15 protein-coding genes and 3 tRNA genes are annotated in these 16,750 nt (G+C 54.8%); 10 read left to right on the forward strand and 8 right to left on the reverse strand.

Annotation, left to right across the window (positions count from 1 at the left end):
* Window positions 1-100: 100 nt before the first annotated feature.
* Window positions 101-1,195: a GGDEF domain-containing protein gene (locus AC6I8K_RS02945; RefSeq protein ID WP_497826210.1), complete on the reverse strand. Its 1,095-nt coding sequence runs from the start codon at window positions 1,193-1,195 to the stop codon at window positions 101-103.
* Between the two features lie 227 nt (window positions 1,196-1,422).
* Between AC6I8K_RS02945 and AC6I8K_RS02950 the strand changes: the two genes are divergently transcribed.
* Window positions 1,423-1,707: a DUF1435 domain-containing protein gene (locus tag AC6I8K_RS02950; protein ID WP_007886848.1), complete on the forward strand. Its 285-nt coding sequence runs from the start codon at window positions 1,423-1,425 to the stop codon at window positions 1,705-1,707.
* 93 nt (window positions 1,708-1,800) lie between these two features.
* Here the strand turns inward: AC6I8K_RS02950 and AC6I8K_RS02955 are convergent.
* From AC6I8K_RS02955 to rsmC, 4 genes are all read right to left on the reverse strand, one after another.
* A tRNA-Leu gene (locus AC6I8K_RS02955) sits at window positions 1,801-1,887 on the reverse strand.
* A 30-nt stretch (window positions 1,888-1,917) separates the two neighbouring features.
* Window positions 1,918-2,004, reverse strand: a tRNA-Leu gene (locus AC6I8K_RS02960).
* A 36-nt stretch (window positions 2,005-2,040) separates the two neighbouring features.
* Window positions 2,041-2,127 (reverse strand) — tRNA-Leu (locus tag AC6I8K_RS02965).
* A gap of 142 nt (window positions 2,128-2,269) precedes the next feature.
* Entirely contained in the window at window positions 2,270-3,301 is a 1,032-nt protein-coding gene (rsmC, locus tag AC6I8K_RS02970) for a 16S rRNA (guanine(1207)-N(2))-methyltransferase RsmC (protein ID WP_483816759.1), read from the reverse strand.
* A 568-nt stretch (window positions 3,302-3,869) separates the two neighbouring features.
* Between rsmC and AC6I8K_RS02975 the strand changes: the two genes are divergently transcribed.
* Genes AC6I8K_RS02975 through yjjG form a run of 3 tightly spaced genes read left to right on the forward strand, consistent with a single transcriptional unit; the run spans window position 3,870 to window position 5,384 of the window.
* Window positions 3,870-4,280 (forward strand): DNA polymerase III subunit psi, encoded by a 411-nt coding sequence (locus tag AC6I8K_RS02975; protein ID WP_064737661.1) that lies wholly within the window; start codon window positions 3,870-3,872, stop codon window positions 4,278-4,280.
* Window positions 4,252-4,692 (forward strand): ribosomal protein S18-alanine N-acetyltransferase, encoded by a 441-nt coding sequence (rimI, locus tag AC6I8K_RS02980; RefSeq protein ID WP_064737660.1) that lies wholly within the window; start codon window positions 4,252-4,254, stop codon window positions 4,690-4,692. The genes AC6I8K_RS02975 and rimI overlap by 29 nt, the downstream gene beginning before the upstream one ends.
* A gap of 8 nt (window positions 4,693-4,700) precedes the next feature.
* Window positions 4,701-5,384, forward strand: a complete 684-nt coding sequence (gene yjjG / locus AC6I8K_RS02985) for a pyrimidine 5'-nucleotidase (RefSeq protein WP_497826211.1) — start codon at window positions 4,701-4,703, stop codon at window positions 5,382-5,384.
* 137 nt (window positions 5,385-5,521) lie between these two features.
* Here yjjG and AC6I8K_RS02990 read toward each other — a convergent pair whose 3' ends face one another.
* Window positions 5,522-6,196 carry a YtjB family periplasmic protein gene (locus tag AC6I8K_RS02990; protein WP_483816762.1) on the reverse strand — a complete coding sequence of 225 codons (675 nt, stop codon included), beginning with the start codon at window positions 6,194-6,196 and terminating at the stop codon, window positions 5,522-5,524.
* A gap of 107 nt (window positions 6,197-6,303) precedes the next feature.
* On the opposite strand from AC6I8K_RS02990, the gene serB reads away from it, so the two are divergent.
* The 3 genes from serB (at window position 6,304) to nadR (ending at window position 10,012) form a co-directional block, all read left to right on the forward strand.
* Window positions 6,304-7,281 carry a phosphoserine phosphatase gene (serB, locus tag AC6I8K_RS02995; protein WP_497826212.1) on the forward strand — a complete coding sequence of 326 codons (978 nt, stop codon included), beginning with the start codon at window positions 6,304-6,306 and terminating at the stop codon, window positions 7,279-7,281.
* A 13-nt stretch (window positions 7,282-7,294) separates the two neighbouring features.
* Window positions 7,295-8,680, forward strand: a complete 1,386-nt coding sequence (radA, locus tag AC6I8K_RS03000) for a DNA repair protein RadA (protein WP_007886867.1) — start codon at window positions 7,295-7,297, stop codon at window positions 8,678-8,680.
* 105 nt (window positions 8,681-8,785) lie between these two features.
* Complete coding sequence (gene nadR, locus AC6I8K_RS03005) at window positions 8,786-10,012, forward strand: multifunctional transcriptional regulator/nicotinamide-nucleotide adenylyltransferase/ribosylnicotinamide kinase NadR (RefSeq protein ID WP_064737651.1); 1,227 nt, start codon at window positions 8,786-8,788, stop codon at window positions 10,010-10,012.
* Between the two features lie 49 nt (window positions 10,013-10,061).
* Here nadR and ettA read toward each other — a convergent pair whose 3' ends face one another.
* Together ettA and deoR are read right to left on the reverse strand one after the other, a co-directional pair.
* Window positions 10,062-11,729, reverse strand: coding sequence for an energy-dependent translational throttle protein EttA (gene ettA, locus AC6I8K_RS03010; RefSeq protein ID WP_008101764.1), 1,668 nt, complete (start codon window positions 11,727-11,729; stop codon window positions 10,062-10,064).
* Window positions 11,730-11,925: 196 nt separating this feature from the next.
* A complete protein-coding gene (gene deoR / locus AC6I8K_RS03015) occupies window positions 11,926-12,690 on the reverse strand; it encodes a DNA-binding transcriptional repressor DeoR (protein ID WP_483817949.1) in 765 nt (254 codons plus the stop codon).
* A gap of 360 nt (window positions 12,691-13,050) precedes the next feature.
* Here deoR and rbsK point away from each other — a divergent pair, with 360 nt between their 5' ends.
* From rbsK to AC6I8K_RS03030, 3 genes are read left to right on the forward strand one after another with little or no spacing between them, the layout of a single operon-like run.
* On the forward strand, window positions 13,051-13,968 hold the full coding sequence (rbsK, locus tag AC6I8K_RS03020; protein WP_483816765.1) for a ribokinase: 918 nt from the start codon (window positions 13,051-13,053) through the stop codon (window positions 13,966-13,968).
* A gap of 9 nt (window positions 13,969-13,977) precedes the next feature.
* Complete coding sequence (fucP, locus tag AC6I8K_RS03025) at window positions 13,978-15,303, forward strand: L-fucose:H+ symporter permease (RefSeq protein ID WP_483816766.1); 1,326 nt, start codon at window positions 13,978-13,980, stop codon at window positions 15,301-15,303.
* Complete coding sequence (locus AC6I8K_RS03030) at window positions 15,300-16,313, forward strand: aldose 1-epimerase family protein (RefSeq protein WP_497826213.1); 1,014 nt, start codon at window positions 15,300-15,302, stop codon at window positions 16,311-16,313. Before fucP ends, AC6I8K_RS03030 begins: the two co-directional genes overlap by 4 nt.
* The last annotated feature ends 437 nt before the right edge of the window (window positions 16,314-16,750 follow it).

Genomic DNA, 16,750 nt, shown 5'->3' on the forward strand with positions numbered 1-16,750 from the left:
TGAATGACATAATACGCGGAATAATAGTGTACACATTCCGTAGCGGCGCGATTTATCGCGCAATAAATTGCGCCGCTACGATGTGTGCAATCTGTGATATTTACGAAACTTCGTTACTCACCTGCGTCACTTTCGGCAAATCTTCCCACGCCAGGATAGTGTTACGTCCCTGATTTTTCGCGACATACAGCGCGCGGTCGGCGTTGATCACCGCCTCGTCAAAATCTTCATCGAAAATCGGGGCAATTCCGGCACTGACGGTGACATGCGTCGAGACTTTCTCATTGAAGCGATGCGGAATCTCCAAATCCACCACGTACTGGCGAATACGTTCAGCCAATTTCATCGCAATTGAGGCGTTGACGTTGGTCATCAACACCAAAAACTCTTCGCCGCCGTAGCGCGTCACCACATCCCGCGACCGTACCGCGTCGCGAATCGCCACCGACACGCGTGCCAGCGCCTGATCGCCCATCGCATGACCGTAATTGTCGTTGTAGGCCTTGAAGTGATCGATATCCAGCAGCAGCACAAAGTGGCTGCCAGCGTGGTTTTCCATGATGGTATCGAGGCGATTTTTCAATCCACGGCGGTTATACAAGCCTGTAAGCGGATCGAGCATGCTCAAATCGCTGAAGCTCTCTTTTTCCTCGTACAGTTGGCTCACCAGCCGACGGGTAAAGGTATCAAAACGACGACGCATTAAATGGTGCAGTGAAAAACCGATTAAAGGCAGCATTATAGTGAATAAGATCATCATTAAATGCTGACCATCATCCAATAACAGCACGGTGAATACCGGCGGTGCGATGTGTAAACAAAATGCGATTAAATAATCACTTAAGGCAATGGCACTGATAAAAAAGACGCTTAACAGGCTGATGAGTAGAAAACTGCCATCAAAATAATAAACCAGATGATATCTGTGGTTAATATGCCACGCCCACAGCGCACCCAATATAAAAGCGACAGGATTTAATAGCGGTAATTTTTGTTTTGACGCCATTAAGCAAATAACCAGCAGTGTGCTGCTGAAGCCCGCCACAACGGCCACCGGCAACGAGCGTATTGGGTTATCACTGCCTAAAATAGGCAGCAGGAAAAAAAGCGAAACGGCGACATTGAGAAACAGAAAGAGCATCAGCGATAGCCGATATTTACTCTGTTTCAACTCATCATAAGATTGTAATTTCATTATTATTCTCGTGACAGCCCTGATATATCAAAGCGCTACCCGCAGCTAATAGCTTGCCTGCCCGGATAGAGAGCACGTTATTGTTGTGTTAGCGATAAGGTTATCGGCGGCAATTTAGCATTTTCCAGTATTTCTGTCATCCGGCAGGACTTTGCATGAAAAAGTCGCTGCAAGATGAGAAATATTGTCATATGATAATACGAATATTTATCATTTGAGGTTGCGCGATGATCATGGCGATGATGGCCGCCTGCGGCTTATGGGGCGTGAGCTGGATAATGGGTAAACGTCTGGATAGCGGCTGGGGCGTGTTATTACCTTGCGCAGCGATGCCGGTTTTCGCGTTATGGGAACCGAGTTTCAGCCAATGGCGCGTGGTGATGATCGTGGCGCTGCTGCTCACCGTCGTGATGCTGTTTCACCATCGCCTGCGTCACTATCTATTGTTGCCGTCTTGTCTGGCATTGGCAGGCGGGTTAGCGGCGGTGTCGGTCAATTTCCACGTCATCTGATCAAATCGCAGAAACGACAACATCACGCTGAGAGCGTGAAGTTCGTTGGAAAAACTATCTGGGAATGTACTGCTCGAAAGGCGTGACAACTGTTGGTGCGAAGGGAGGGACTTGAACCCTCACGTCCGTAAGAACACTAACACCTGAAGCTAGCGCGTCTACCAATTCCGCCACCATCGCATCTTAGTTGTCTTGTTTATATCGTCGCATTGGTGCGAAGGGAGGGACTTGAACCCTCACGTCCGTAAGAACACTAACACCTGAAGCTAGCGCGTCTACCAATTCCGCCACCATCGCTCAGTGCGCAGATACAAACATCGTGATTAGTTAGTTTGGTGCGAAGGGAGGGACTTGAACCCTCACGTCCGTAAGAACACTAACACCTGAAGCTAGCGCGTCTACCAATTCCGCCACCATCGCAAACTAACAACACTCTAAAGTATTGCTAACCACGGAGGCGCATTTTAGAGATTTTACTCATTGCGTCAACACATATTTCGCGGCGACAAAACGATCGCTGTAAAAAACAACGTTTCTGCCGCCGCGCGGGTATTATCGCGGATTAACGCGTTTTGGCACCGCGACCATATACCGCACGATAAACTTTAAAGCGGCCGGTTTGCGCCAGCACTTCGTGGTTACCGAAGGTTTCATCCAGAATCTGCGGATAGGGCAGGAAGGCGTTGGCGACGATACGCAGCTCGCCGCCGCTGTTCAGGTGCTTCAGCGCCCCGCGAATCAGCGTGTTAGCAGCTTCCAGGCTGGTTTGCAGGCCATCGTGGAACGGCGGGTTGGAGATGATCATGTCGAAACGACCGGTGACGTCAGAGAACACGTTACTGGCAAACACTTCGCCTTCCAGATCGTTGGCGGCCAGCGTGGCTTTACTCGCTTCAATCGCCGCGGCATGCACATCACACAGCCACAAACGCACGCGCGGGGACACTTTCGCCATCACGGTTGCCAGCACGCCGCTGCCACAGCCGATATCCAATACTTTGCCACGGAAGTGCGGCGTTAAGGTGGAGAGCAGCAGATCGCTACCGATATCCAGGCCATCGCGGCTGAACACGCCCGGCAAGGTGTGAATGGTGAGATCTTCAAGCTGATAGGTGTTGCCATAGCCACTGGCATCAAAGGTTGGCTGCTTGTCGAGACGACCGTGATACAGGCCGCAACGACGCGCGCTATCGACTTTCTCTAGCGTCGCCCATGCTTCCAGCATGCCTTCGGCGCTGCGCACGCCGCTGCGGTTTTCACCCACCACGAAGATATCGCAGCCCACCGGCAGCAATGACAGCAGGTTTTGTAGCTGGAACTGCGCTTCGGGTTTGTTCTTCGACCAGTAATAAACCAGCGTATCGCAGCCTTCAACATCGGCAGCGGTTGCGACCATGCTGTAAACCGCACGTTCACCAAGGCGATGGCTTAGGTTCTGCCAGTGATGATATTGCTGGGTATGCACGCGGCTCGACGCGGTTTCTAGCTGGGCGGGCAGGTCATCCTGCAGGTCGCCAGCAAACAATACGTTGCGGGCGGTAAATTCATCACTGTGGCGCAGAATCACTTCGCTGGCCGGGGTAAAAGCAGACATGGAACACTCCTGTTAAATCAGTGGGGCGATTATATACACGTCATACTGCAAGTTACAGGTGCGTTGGCTGCTCTCGCTCACCCGAATCACTTATTTGAAGAAAGCTCATCAGGTGAACGCGTTTGCCGCCTTCCTGTAGCAAAAGTAGGCCCGATGAGGAGTAATGCCGCTCACTTAAGCAAAAAAGTGCCAGGTTATGCAGGTGCGCATGAATGCGCACCCTACGAAAACCCAGCGCTATAAACGTAGGGTCGCCATTTATGGCGTAATGCCGATCAGTTAAGCGCCGTATTAATTACCGTACATAACGTAGCGGCGCGATTTATCGCGCAATAAATTGCGCCGCTACAATGTGTGCGCCAGGTCGTTGGGGTTTTCATCTCTTAACTGACAAGCATTACGCCATTTATGGCGACCAGGTAACGGCCCGGAGCCAATGCGCTGCTTAACTGACGAGTATTAGCCCGATGAAGGGACTCGAATTATTTTGTGTAGAGTGCTTTGTTGGCGCATGTTCGATGGGTTTGCTAGCATAGCGTCGCATTCTGGCAGCATAACGGGTAATAGCATGAGCACAAGGCGCGACTGGCTTCTACAGCAAATGGGGATCACGCAGTATCAGCTGCGGCGTCCACGCGTGCTGCAAGGGGAAATTGCCGTCACGCTTTCGCCCGATACACGTTTGATTTTGGTGGCCGAACAGGCGCCAACGCTACAAGAACCGCTGATTCGCGACGTGCTGCGCGCACTGAATATTCAGCCCACGCAGGTAATGGCGTTAACGCCAGAGCAACTGCAAATGCTACCGGAGCAGGTCGATTGCGCCGGTTGGTTGCTGGGCGTGGAGAGCGAACATCCCTTTAACGGCATTACCTTTAACACCGCCGTTTTCAATGAACTGATCAGCAGCGGCGCGGCCAAACGCGCGCTGTGGCAACAGATGTGTAACCATGACAGCCATCTCTTTAGTCACCCCTGAAGACCAGCCGCAGCTGCTGGCGATTGAGCGCCGCGCGCATGCCTTCCCGTGGAGCGAGCAAACCTTCACCAGCAATCAGGGCGAACGTTTTGTTAATTTCCGTATTGAAGTTGAAGGTAAGCTGGCCGGATTCGCCATCACCCAAGTGGTGCTGGATGAAGCTTCACTGTTCAACATTGCCATCGATCCTGATTTCCAGCGCCGTGGCCTGGCGCGCCAGCTGTTGCAGCACCTGATTGCTGAGCTGGAGCAGCGCGATGTGTTGACGCTGTGGCTGGAAGTACGCGCCTCGAATACGCCGGCGATCGCCTTATACGAGCAGCTGGAATTCCATCAGGTGAGCATTCGCCCCAACTATTATCCCACTGCCAGCGGACGAGAAGATGCCATCATTATGGCGCTAACCCTGTAAGGAGCACCATGCTAAACGATTGGGACTGCATCCTGTTCGATGCAGACGACACGCTTTTTCATTTTGATGCCTACGCCGGTTTGCAGCGCATGTTCGCGCAGTATGACGTGCAGTTCAGCGCGCAGGATTACAGCGATTATCAGGCGATCAACAAACCGCTGTGGGTCGATTACCAGAACGGCACCATTTCTGCCTTGCAGCTACAAACGCGCCGCTTCACCTTGTGGGGCGAAAAGCTCAGCGTGGCGCCGGAAGTATTGAACAGCGACTTCCTCAGCGCGATGGCCGAGATTTGCCTGCCGCTGGAAGGCGCCGCGCATCTATTGGCGACCCTGAAAGGCAAGGTGAAGATCGCCATCATCACCAACGGTTTCACCGCGTTGCAACAAGCGCGCCTGGAACGCACCGGCTTCCGCGATGTGTTTGATGCGCTGGTGATTTCGGAGCAGGTTGGCGTACCGAAACCTGACGTGGCGATTTTCGATCATACGCTGGCGTTGCTCGGCAACCCGGATCGCAGCCGCGTGCTGATGGTGGGTGATACGCCGGAATCGGATATTCTCGGCGGCATGAATGCCGGCCTGAAAACCTGCTGGATCGATCACGGCACGCGTCCATTGCCCGATCACATCACACCAACCTGGCAGGTGAAAAATCTGGCCGAGCTGGAAGCGCTGCTGACTGAACATTAAAAGTATCTATTTACAGTCGTCATCGTGATGATGCAAAGAAGCCCGCTGTGCGGGCTTTTTTGTGCAAAAAATCTTTTCAAGTATCTATTCACGAATCTATTCATGCAGGGTTGAGAAGAGGTAAAACGGATAGATTATTAGCGCTCTTTCTCTGTCTCTGATGTTGCCGCCGCCTCTGCCTCTTCCTCTTTATCCTCTTTCACCGTGCGGCTTGCCGTCAGCAGGAACGGCGATTGCTGCCAGCGGGTGCGGCGGTCGCGCAGCAGCGTACGCGTCAGGATGATGCCAATCGCCAGCGCCAGTAACATCATCAGGCGCAGGATATTGGTGGTGTTATCCACCTGGCGCGATTCCGTCACCAGCACATGGGTGTCCAGCGTCACGCGCAGAAAACCTTGCGGCCCCTCTTTGCCTTCCAAAGGCTGCACGATTTGGTGATTGAAGTAACTGCCGGCGCGTTTGCCATCCAGCGCCAAACGATCGCGCACATTAATGCCTTCGCCGCTGTGCGCCACCAAACTGCCATCATCGGCATACACCGATGCATCCAGAATGCGGCTGTTATCGGTCATTTGATTGAGGATGGCGGCAATCTGCGTGCGGTTATCATCGCTGTTATCCATCAACGGTTTCAGGCTGAACGCCACCTGTTTGGTCAGGGTGCGCGCCAGTTCTTCCACTTGCTCAGAACGCGCCATTTGATGGCCGAGGCTAAACCAGGATGCGCCTTGCATCAGCACCACTAACAGTGCCAGCGAGATAAGAACAATCACCGTGCGATGCAGGCGAAATTTCAGTGCGGTTTTGACCATCAGAAACCCGTGTGATGTAACAGCAGAAAGGCTGGCAATTATGTTGCCAGAACCCGCGCAGACAAGGTAGCCTCTTGCGTGGTTTTGTTGTCCCTACAGGAGCTGTAATGCCAAATCGTCTTACCTGGTGCGATCTGCCCGCCGATGTCTCACTTTGGCCGGGTTTACCCCTTTCCCTCAGCGGTGATGAAGTGATGCCGCTGGATTACCGTGCTGGTCGGACTGGCTGGTTGCTGTATGGGCGCGGACTCGATAAACAAAAGCTCACCGATTACCAGCATAAGCTGGGGGCGGCGATGGTGATCGTCAGCGCGTGGAACGTCGATGAGTATCAGGTGGTACGCTTAGCCGGCTCGCTGACGCCGCGCGCCAGCAAACTGGCGCATGACGCCGGTTTTGATGTCGCGCCGCTCGGCAAAATCCCGCATCTGAAAACCCCAGGTTTGCTGGTGATGGACATGGATTCCACGGCGATCCAGATTGAGTGCATTGATGAGATCGCCAAACTGGCGGGCTGCGGCGAGCAGGTGGCGGACGTCACCGAACGCGCGATGCGCGGCGAGCTGGATTTCAAAGCCAGCCTGCGCGAGCGCGTTGGCACCTTAGCGGGCGCCGATGCCAACATCCTGATGCAGGTGCGCGACGCGCTGCCGCTGATGCCAGGCTTAACCACGCTGGTGCAGAAACTGCAGGCGCTGGGCTGGCAGGTGGCGATTGCCTCCGGTGGCTTCACCTTCTATGCCGACTATTTACGCCAGACGCTACATTTAGCGGCGGCGGTGGCCAACGAGCTGGAAATTCGCGACGGCAAGCTGACCGGCCAGGTGCTGGGGCAGATTGTCGATGCCCAATGTAAAGCCGATACCCTGAAGGATCTGGCGCAACGCTTTGACATCGCCCCGGAACAAACCGTGGCGATTGGCGATGGCGCGAACGATCTGCCGATGATTAAAACCGCGGCGCTGGGTATCGCCTATCATGCTAAACCTAAAGTGAATGAGCAGACGGAGATCATCATCCGCCATGCTGACCTGATGGGCGTGTTCTGCATCCTGACCGGCAGCCTGATTCACGAAGAGCGTTAACTGAGGATTTGATTTGGCCAAAGCGGCAAAACGCGCCTTCGTTTGTAACGAATGCGGCGCTGATTATCCGCGCTGGCAGGGGCAATGCAGCGCCTGCCATGCGTGGAACACCATTACCGAGGTGCGCATTGCCGCCTCGCCTGCGGCAGCGCGTAACGAGCGCCTGAGCGGCTATGCCGGCGGCAACGCGGGCGTCAGTCGCGTACAGAAGCTTTCGGAGATCAGTCTCGAAGCCTTGCCGCGTTTCTCCACCAGTTTCAAAGAGTTTGACCGCGTACTGGGCGGCGGCGTAGTGCCGGGCAGCGCCATTTTGATTGGTGGTAATCCGGGTGCCGGTAAATCGACGCTGCTGCTGCAGGTAATGTGCAAATTGGCAGAAGGGATGAAAACCCTGTACGTCACCGGCGAAGAATCGCTGCAGCAGGTCGCGATGCGCGCTCATCGTCTGGGATTACCTACCGAAAACCTGAATATGTTGTCGGAAACCAGCATCGAGCAGATCTGCCTGATCGCCGAGCAGGAGCAGCCGAAACTGATGGTGATCGACTCGATCCAGGTGATGCACATGGCGGAGATCCAGTCGTCGCCAGGCAGCGTGGCGCAGGTGCGTGAAACCGCCGCGTACCTGACGCGCTTCGCCAAAACGCGCGGCGTGGCGATCATTATGGTCGGTCACGTCACCAAAGACGGCTCGCTGGCCGGCCCGAAGGTGCTTGAGCACTGCATTGACTGTTCGGTGATGCTGGATGGCGATGCCGATTCCCGTTTCCGTACCCTGCGCAGCCATAAAAACCGCTTCGGCGCGGTAAATGAGCTGGGCGTGTTTGCGATGACCGAACAGGGCATGCGCGAAGTCAGCAATCCTTCCGCCATTTTCCTGTCACGCGGGGATGAGATCACCTCGGGCAGTTCGGTGATGGTGCTGTGGGAAGGCACGCGTCCGCTGCTGGTGGAGATTCAGGCGCTGGTTGATCACTCGATGATGGGCAATCCCCGTCGCGTGGCGGTGGGCCTGGAACAGAATCGCCTGGCGATCTTACTTGCGGTGCTGCACCGTCATGGCGGTTTGCAGATGGCGGATCAGGATGTGTTCGTCAACGTGGTGGGCGGCGTAAAAGTCACTGAAACCAGCGTCGATTTAGCGCTGCTGATGGCGATGGTGTCGAGCTTCCGCGATCGTCCGCTGCCGCAGGATCTGGTGATCTTCGGCGAAGTGGGGCTCGCGGGTGAAATTCGCCCGGTGCCGAGCGGCCAGGAGCGTATTTCCGAAGCCGCCAAGCACGGCTTTAAGCGCGCCATCGTACCAGCCGGTAATGCACCGAAGAAACCGGTTGAAGGCATGAAGGTGTACAGCGCGAAAAAGCTGGCGGATGCGTTAGCGATTCTGGATGAGTTGTAAGTTTTACCGGTCGGCATGAATGCCGACCCTACGTTCGTAGGGTGCGCATGTATGCGCACCGTCTTAAAGGCCGCACCGCCCTTTATTCCACGCAGGAGGCACTAAATGTCATCGTTTGACTACCTGAAAACAGCCATTCGCCAGCAAGGCCACACGCTGCAGCAGGTTGCCGACGCCAGCGGAATGACCAAAGGCTACTTAAGCCAGCTGCTCAACGCCAAAATCAAAAGCCCAAGCGCGCAGAAGCTGGAAGCGTTGCACCGTTTTCTTGGCCTGGAATTTCCGCGCCGCGATAAAACCGTGGGCGTGGTGTTCGGTAAATTTTATCCGCTGCATACCGGCCACATCTATTTGATCCAGCGCGCCTGCAGCCAGGTGGATGAACTGCACATCATCATGGGCCACGACGATCCGCGCGATCGCGAACTGTTTGAAAACAGCGCCATGTCGCAACAGCCGACCATCAGCGATCGTCTGCGCTGGCTGCTGCAAACTTTCAAATACCAGAAAAATATCCGCATCCACTCATTCGACGAAGAGGGCATCGAACCTTATCCGCACGGTTGGGATGTGTGGAGCGGCGGGGTGAAAACTTTTCTGGCCGAGCAGGGCATCGAGCCGAACTGTGTGTACACCAGCGAAGAACCCGACGCCGCGATGTATGAACAGCATCTTGGCATTCCAGCGGTGGTTGTCGATCCTAATCGATCCTTTATGAACATCAGCGGCGGCCAGATTCGTCAGGATCCGTTCCGCTATTGGGAATACATTCCCACCGAAGTGAAGCCGTTCTTTGTGCGCACCGTCGCGGTGTTGGGCGGCGAATCGAGCGGTAAATCGACGCTGGTGAACAAGCTGGCAAACATCTTCAATACCACCAGCGCGTGGGAATATGGCCGCGATTATGTCTTCTCGCACCTCGGCGGGGATGAGATGGCGCTGCAATATTCCGACTACGACAAAATCGCGCTCGGCCAGGCGCAGTACATCGATTTCGCGGTGAAATACGCCAGCAAAGTGGCTTTTATCGATACCGACTTCATCACCACGCAGGCGTTTTGCCTCAAGTACGAAGGGCGTGAACATCCGTTTGTACAGGCGCTGATTGATGAGTACCGTTTTGATTTAGTGATTTTGCTGGAGAATAACGTGCCGTGGGTGGCGGATGGCTTGCGCAGCCTTGGCAGCTCAATGGATCGCCGCGAGTTCCAGACCATGCTGATCACCATGCTGCGCGAAAACAATATCGAGTTTGTTCACGTTAAAGAAGATGACTACGACGCGCGGTTCCTGCGCTGTGTGGAGTTGGTTAAGCAGATGCTGGGCAGTTAATGCAGCGATAAAAAAGGCGCCAATCGGCGCCTTTTCCACGTTATAACAATTACTTCGTCATACGCTTGTACTTGATACGCTTCGGCTCCAGCGCGTCGGCGCCGAGGGTGCGTTTCTTGTACTCTTCGTACTCGGTAAAGTTACCTTCGAAGAACTCCACCTTGCCTTCATCCTGATAATCGATGATATGGGTGGCGATACGGTCGAGGAACCAACGGTCATGCGAGATCACCATGGCACAGCCTGGGAATTCCAGCAGGGCGTTTTCCAGCGCGCGCAGGGTTTCGATGTCGAGGTCGTTGGTCGGTTCATCGAGCAGCAACAGGTTGCCGCCGACTTGCAGCAGCTTGGCGAGGTGCAGACGACCGCGTTCACCACCTGACAGCTCACCCACGCGTTTGCCCTGATCGGTGCCTTTGAAGTTAAAGCGACCGACGTAAGCACGGCTTGGCATCTCGGTGTTGCCGACACGCATAATGTCCTGGCCGCCTGAAACTTCTTCAAACACGGTTTTGGAATTGTCCATCGCGTCACGGAACTGATCCACCGACGCCAGCTTGACGGTTTCGCCCAGCTCGATGGTGCCGGAATCCGGCTGCTCCTGGCCTGACATCATGCGGAACAGCGTCGATTTACCCGCGCCGTTCGGACCGATGATGCCGACAATTGCGCCTTTCGGTACGGAGAAAGTCAGATCGTCAATCAGCACACGATCGCCATACGATTTCTTCAGGTTGGTCACTTCCAGTACTTTGTCGCCAAGGCGCGCACCAGGTGGAATGAAGAGTTCGTTGGTTTCGTTACGTTTCTGGTAATCGGTGTTGTTCAGCTCTTCAAAGCGTGCCAGACGGGCTTTGCCCTTCGACTGGCGGCCTTTCGCGCCCTGACGCACCCATTCCAGCTCTTTCTCAATCGATTTGCGACGTGCGGCTTCGGAAGAGGCTTCCTGCGCCAGACGCTGATCTTTCTGCTCCAGCCAGGAAGAGTAGTTACCTTCCCACGGAATACCTTCGCCGCGGTCCAGCTCCAGAATCCAGCCGGCTACGTTATCAAGGAAGTAACGGTCGTGCGTAATCGCCACCACGGTGCCTTCGAAGTCATGCAGGAAGCGTTCCAGCCACGCCACGGATTCGGCATCCAGGTGGTTCGTTGGTTCATCGAGCAGCAGCATGTCCGGCTTTTCCAGCAGCAGACGGCACAGCGCGACGCGGCGGCGTTCACCACCGGACAAGGTGGCGATTTTGGCGTCCCAGTCTGGCAGACGCATCGCATCGGCCGCACGGTTTAGCTGCGTATCGAGGTTGTGACCATCGTGCGCCTGGATCACTTCTTCCAGACGACCCTGTTCGGCGGCCAGCTTGTCGAAATCGGCATCCGGATCGGCGTACAGCGCATACACCTCGTCGAGACGCTTCAGCGCGCCAACCACTTCCGAAACCGCTTCTTCCACGGATTCACGTACGGTGTGCTCCGGGTTCAGCTGCGGTTCCTGCGGCAGGTAACCGACATTGATGCCTGGCTGTGGGCGAGCTTCCCCTTCGATATCGGTATCGATACCGGCCATGATGCGCAGCAGCGTCGATTTACCCGAGCCGTTCAGGCCGAGGACACCGATTTTTGCTCCAGGGAAGAAGCTAAGAGAAATATTCTTCAGGATGTGACGCTTCGGCGGAACGACCTTGCCGACGCGATGCATGCTATAGACGAATTGAGCCACGTTGTATTGAGCCTTTTGGTCTGTGAGTGGTGGACAACTGATGCAGAAGTTTAGCCGTTTTCCCCCTTTATTCATACCCGTCATACTTCGAGCTGCAGGTGCGCAAGAATGCGCACCCTACAAAAGGCGGGCGCATCATTCGTAGGGTCGCCATTCATGGCGACCAACATGTGATTAATCTAGAAATATTAAAACGTTATGGCAGGCGCAGCGGGATATTGTGTTGCGCCAGCCAGTGTTTCAGCGCCGCTTCCGGCGCGCTATCGCTCACCAGCAAGTCAAAACTGCGCAGTTCGCCAATACGCGCCGGCAGCACTTTGCCAAATTTGCTGCTGTCGGCCACCAGCACGCGCTGACGCGCCCGCAGCATCGCGTGGTGCTTCATCGCCAGTTCGTTGATGTTGTAGCAGGTCGCCCCTTGTTCCTGATCGATGCCTGCTGCCGAAATAAAGGCCAGCGTCGGGCAGAGATCATCGAGGATCGAATGGGCACCAATCGGTGTGAACAGCGCGTTGTCGGCATGGAATTCGCCGCCGCTGAGGATCACGTTGCAGGCCGGTTTCTCTTTCAGCGCCAGGAAGGTGTTCATGGCGCAGCAGATCGCCGTGAACGGCAAGCCGTCAGGGATTGCATCAACGATGTAGGGCAGCGTGGTGCCGCAATCAAAAAACACCGTGTCATTTTCACCGATCAGATCCGCCGCCGCCTGCGCCAGGCGCTGTTTGCGTGCCGCGTTCTGTCCGTGCTGGTCGGAGATGAAATAGTGCCCGGCGTGGCTTTTCGGATCGCTGACGATATAGCCGCCGAGCAGCACCACCGTTGAAGCGGGTTCAGTGAGATCGCGGCGGATGGTCATCTCCGACACGCCCAGCAGCTGCGCCGCGTCTTTCAGGTGCAGTTTATCGGTGCGTTTCAGCGCCTGAGCCAACTTGTGAATACGTTCGTCGCGCCGGGTTTCCATGATCATCTCTGCGTAATTAATCCTGAGGTCGAAGTTGCCTGGTCAAAAATCACGATAAATCTCACATATTTTAATGATTTGCGACGTATCCAGCAGGCCAGTTTTCAATCTTACCTGTAATGAGATCGGCCCGCAAACGTCACGCATTGCCGAAATCCCCGCGCTTCGCGCATCACCCGCTTACGCTCTCAATGTTGTTGCATTGTTAGAATAATAACATTCATTTTTCTAAATGAATGGCTGTTTATCTGCTTTTCTTCACAGTTGTGAGGTGTGAAATTTATCACATAATTAACTTTATTAACCTGATATTGTGATTTTAATAACATTATAACCTTAAGAATTTACCGGGAGAAAACAATGGATATTGCGGTTATTGGGTCAAATATGGTGGACCTCATTACCTATACCAATCAGCTACCTAAAGCGGGCGAAACGCTGGAAGCACCCGATTTTGCCATTGGCTGTGGCGGTAAAGGTGCGAATCAGGCCGTTGCGGCGGCGAAGATGGGCGGCAGTGTGATGATGGTCAGCAAAGTGGGCGACGATCTGTTTGCGCCTAACACCGTGGCCAATCTGCAACAGCAGGGCGTTGATACCCGCTTTGTCACCACCGCGTCCGGCACCTCCAGCGGCGTGGCGCCGATCTTCGTTGACGATCAATCGCAGAACCGCATTCTGATCATCAAGGGCGCCAACCAGCAGCTGAAACCGGCGGATATCGATGCCGCCGCCGAGGCGCTGAAGACATGTAAGTTGATCATCCTGCAGCTGGAGATCCCGCTGGAAACCGTCTATTACGCCATTGATTTTGCCCGTCAGCATGACATCAAAGTGATCCTCAATCCGGCACCGGCGGTGGCGGATCTCAATATCGAATACGCCTGCAAATGCGACTTTTTCATGCCGAATGAAACCGAACTGGAGATTCTCACCGGCATGCCCGTCACCACCGATGAAGAGGTCAAACTGGCGGGACAATCGCTGCTTAAGCGCGGGCTGAAAAACCTGATCATCACGCTGGGCGGGCGCGGTTCGCTGTGGATGTCAGGCGACACGGTGCATCAGGTTGCACCGACAGCAGTAAAAGCGGTGGACACCAGCGGTGCGGGCGATGCCTTTATCGGCTGCTTCGCTCACGAACTGGTGAAAAGCGGCGATATCCCGGCCGCGATGGCGCAAGCCTCTGCCTATGCCGCCTGCAGCGTGACCGGTCGCGGCACGCAGCGCTCCTATCCCGACGCGGAAACCTTCCAGCGTTTTCTCAACGTTCACTGAGGTCGAGTTATGCAACCGAACATTGTTCAGCAACCTGATGGCTATTTGAATAAAACGCCGCTGTTTCAGTTCATTTTGCTCTCGTGCCTGTTCCCGTTGTGGGGCTGTGCGGCGAGTCTCAACGATATCCTGATCACCCAGTTTAAAAGCGTGTTCGCGTTGAGCGATTTCGCCAGTGCGCTGGTGCAAAGCGCGTTCTACGGCGGCTACTTCCTGATCGCTATTCCGGCTTCGCTGGTGATCCGCAAGGCCAGTTACAAACTGGCGATTTTGCTGGGGCTGGCGCTGTATATCGTGGGCTGTGTGCTGTTCTATCCCGCTTCGCACATGGCAACTTACACCATGTTCCTGGCAGCGATTTTCGCTATCGCCATTGGGTTAAGTTTTCTGGAAACCGCTGCTAATACCTATAGCTCGATGATTGGTCATCGCGATCATGCCACGCTGCGCCTGAATATCAGCCAGACGTTCTATCCGGTGGGCGCGTTGATGGGCATCGTGCTGGGCAAATATCTGGTGTTCCAGGAGGGAGACAGCCTGGAAAGCCAGCTGGCGGGCATGAATGCTGAACAGGCGCATGCGTTCCGCCTTACCATGCTGGAGCACACGCTGGAGCCGTACAAATATCTGGTCATGGTGCTGGTGGTGGTGATGCTGCTGTTCCTGTTCACCCGCTATCCGCGCTGCAAACCGGAAAGCAGTGAAAAATCCCTGCCGTCTCTCGGCGAGACCTTCCGCTATCTGGCTGCCAATCGTCACTTTAAACGCGGCATTGTGGCGCAGTTCCTGTATGTCGGCATGCAGGTGGCGGTGTGGTCATTCACCATTCGTCTGGCGCTGACGCTGGGTGCTAGCAATGAACGTCACGCGTCTAACTTTATGATTTATAGCTTCATCGGCTTCTTTATCGGTAAATTTATCGCCAACTTCCTGATGACGCGCTTCCGAGCCGAAAAAGTGCTGATCGCCTACTCGCTATTGGGTGTTCTTGCATTGGCGTATGTGATGTTGGTGCCGAACTTCACTGCGGTCTATGCGGCGATCTTTGTCAGCGCGCTATTTGGTCCATGCTGGGCGACGATCTATGCCGGTACGCTCGCCACCGTCGATAACAAATACACCGAAGTGGCGGGGGCGTTTATCGTGATGTCGATTGTCGGCGCTGCCTTTATTCCAGCGATTCAGGGCTTCGTCTCCGATCATGTGGGATCGATGCAGCTGGCGTTTGGCGTGTCGCTGCTGTGCTTTGCCTGGGTGGGTTATTTCTTCTGGGGCGAGCTGCGCCATAAAAAGCAGGCTGAAGCGGCCGGTCGTTTAGTCGAGGAGATGCCATGAAAACCCGTTTACCGTTACGCCGTGAACAGTTCCATGCCACGCCGAGCACGCTACTGCGCAATGAGACGTTCCACGTCGAGCTGTTTCGCTACCCAGCGGGCGTGGAAGCGGTGCGCATCAGCAACCCACGCGGCACGGTGATCGTATTGCCGTTTTACGGTCAGATGGTGTGGGACGCCCATTTTGACGGCCATTCGCTGACCATGGGTCACAGCTTTAAGCAGCCGCTGCCCGGCAGTTCGATCATTGATACCTACGGTTGTTTTGCTTTCCATTCTGGCCTGCTGGCCAACGGCTGTCCGGCGGCCGATGACGATCATCCGCTGCACGGCGAAATGGCCTGCGCGCGCATGGACAGCGCGTGGATTGTGCTGGAAAACGATCGCCTGTCGCTGGAGGGTGAAACCGAGTATGTGAAGGGCTTCGGCCATCATTATCTTGCCGCACCTGCGGTACGCATTGAGGCCAATGCTGCCCGCTTACATATCGAGATGAACGTCACCAATCTGGCCGGTGCGCCAATGCCGCTGCAGTACATGTGCCATCTCAATAGCGCGTGGATTGAGCAGGGCCGGTTTCAGCAATCGATCCCGACGGATGCGTTTCAACTGCGCACCTCGATCCCGGCGCACGTCAAGCCGACGCCACAGTGGCGCGCTTACACCGATAAACTGGCCGCCGATCCGCAGGCATTTCAGCAGTTGGATCAGCCCGAGATGTGCGATCCGGAGATCGTGTTTTTCGCTGATGATCTTCAGCAGTATGGCGATGAGATGCAGTTTGAGTTGCACGCGCCGCAGGGCTTTGCCCTGATGACGCGCTTCTCCAGCCAGCAATTCCCGCACGCTACGCGCTGGATGCTGCATAACCGCGATCAGCAGGTCGCCGCCTACGTGCTGCCGGCCACTTGCCGCCCGGAAGGATTCAAAGCAGCACAGCGCGCCGGCACCTTGATGGAACTGGCCCCCGGCGAACAGCGCCACTTCAGCGTTGAGACCGGAATTTTATAGGTATAGCTGCCAACATTTGCACTGAACGTAGCGGCGCAATTTATTGCGCGCATTTGACCTGTATATTGCGCAATAAATTGCGCCGCTACGGTATGTGCGATGTTTTTTCCAGTACTTAACTGATCGGTATTAGTCTTTTGGTCGTCATTTTAGGAAAAATAGTATTACTGATGTTGGCATTTTAAACGTCTTAATTAACTATTTTATTTCATCGTTCAAGCCATCTCTTCTTTCCTGATTTTAATACGCGAATGATATAGATCAAATAATGTAATAACCGGCTATGCATTATGGATATCTAATTTTATGACGCACCCAGGAAGGGTGTATGGCATTTGTTCCGCTAGGACCTGGCACATCTAAACCGCGCTGGGGAAAGTGGTATCATGTTCCTCCCTATGGCGATGACCCAACAGACCAACGCAATATACGCGAAG

The sequence above is a fragment of the Pantoea sp. X-Soil-ISGK-421 genome, assembly GCF_059730785.1.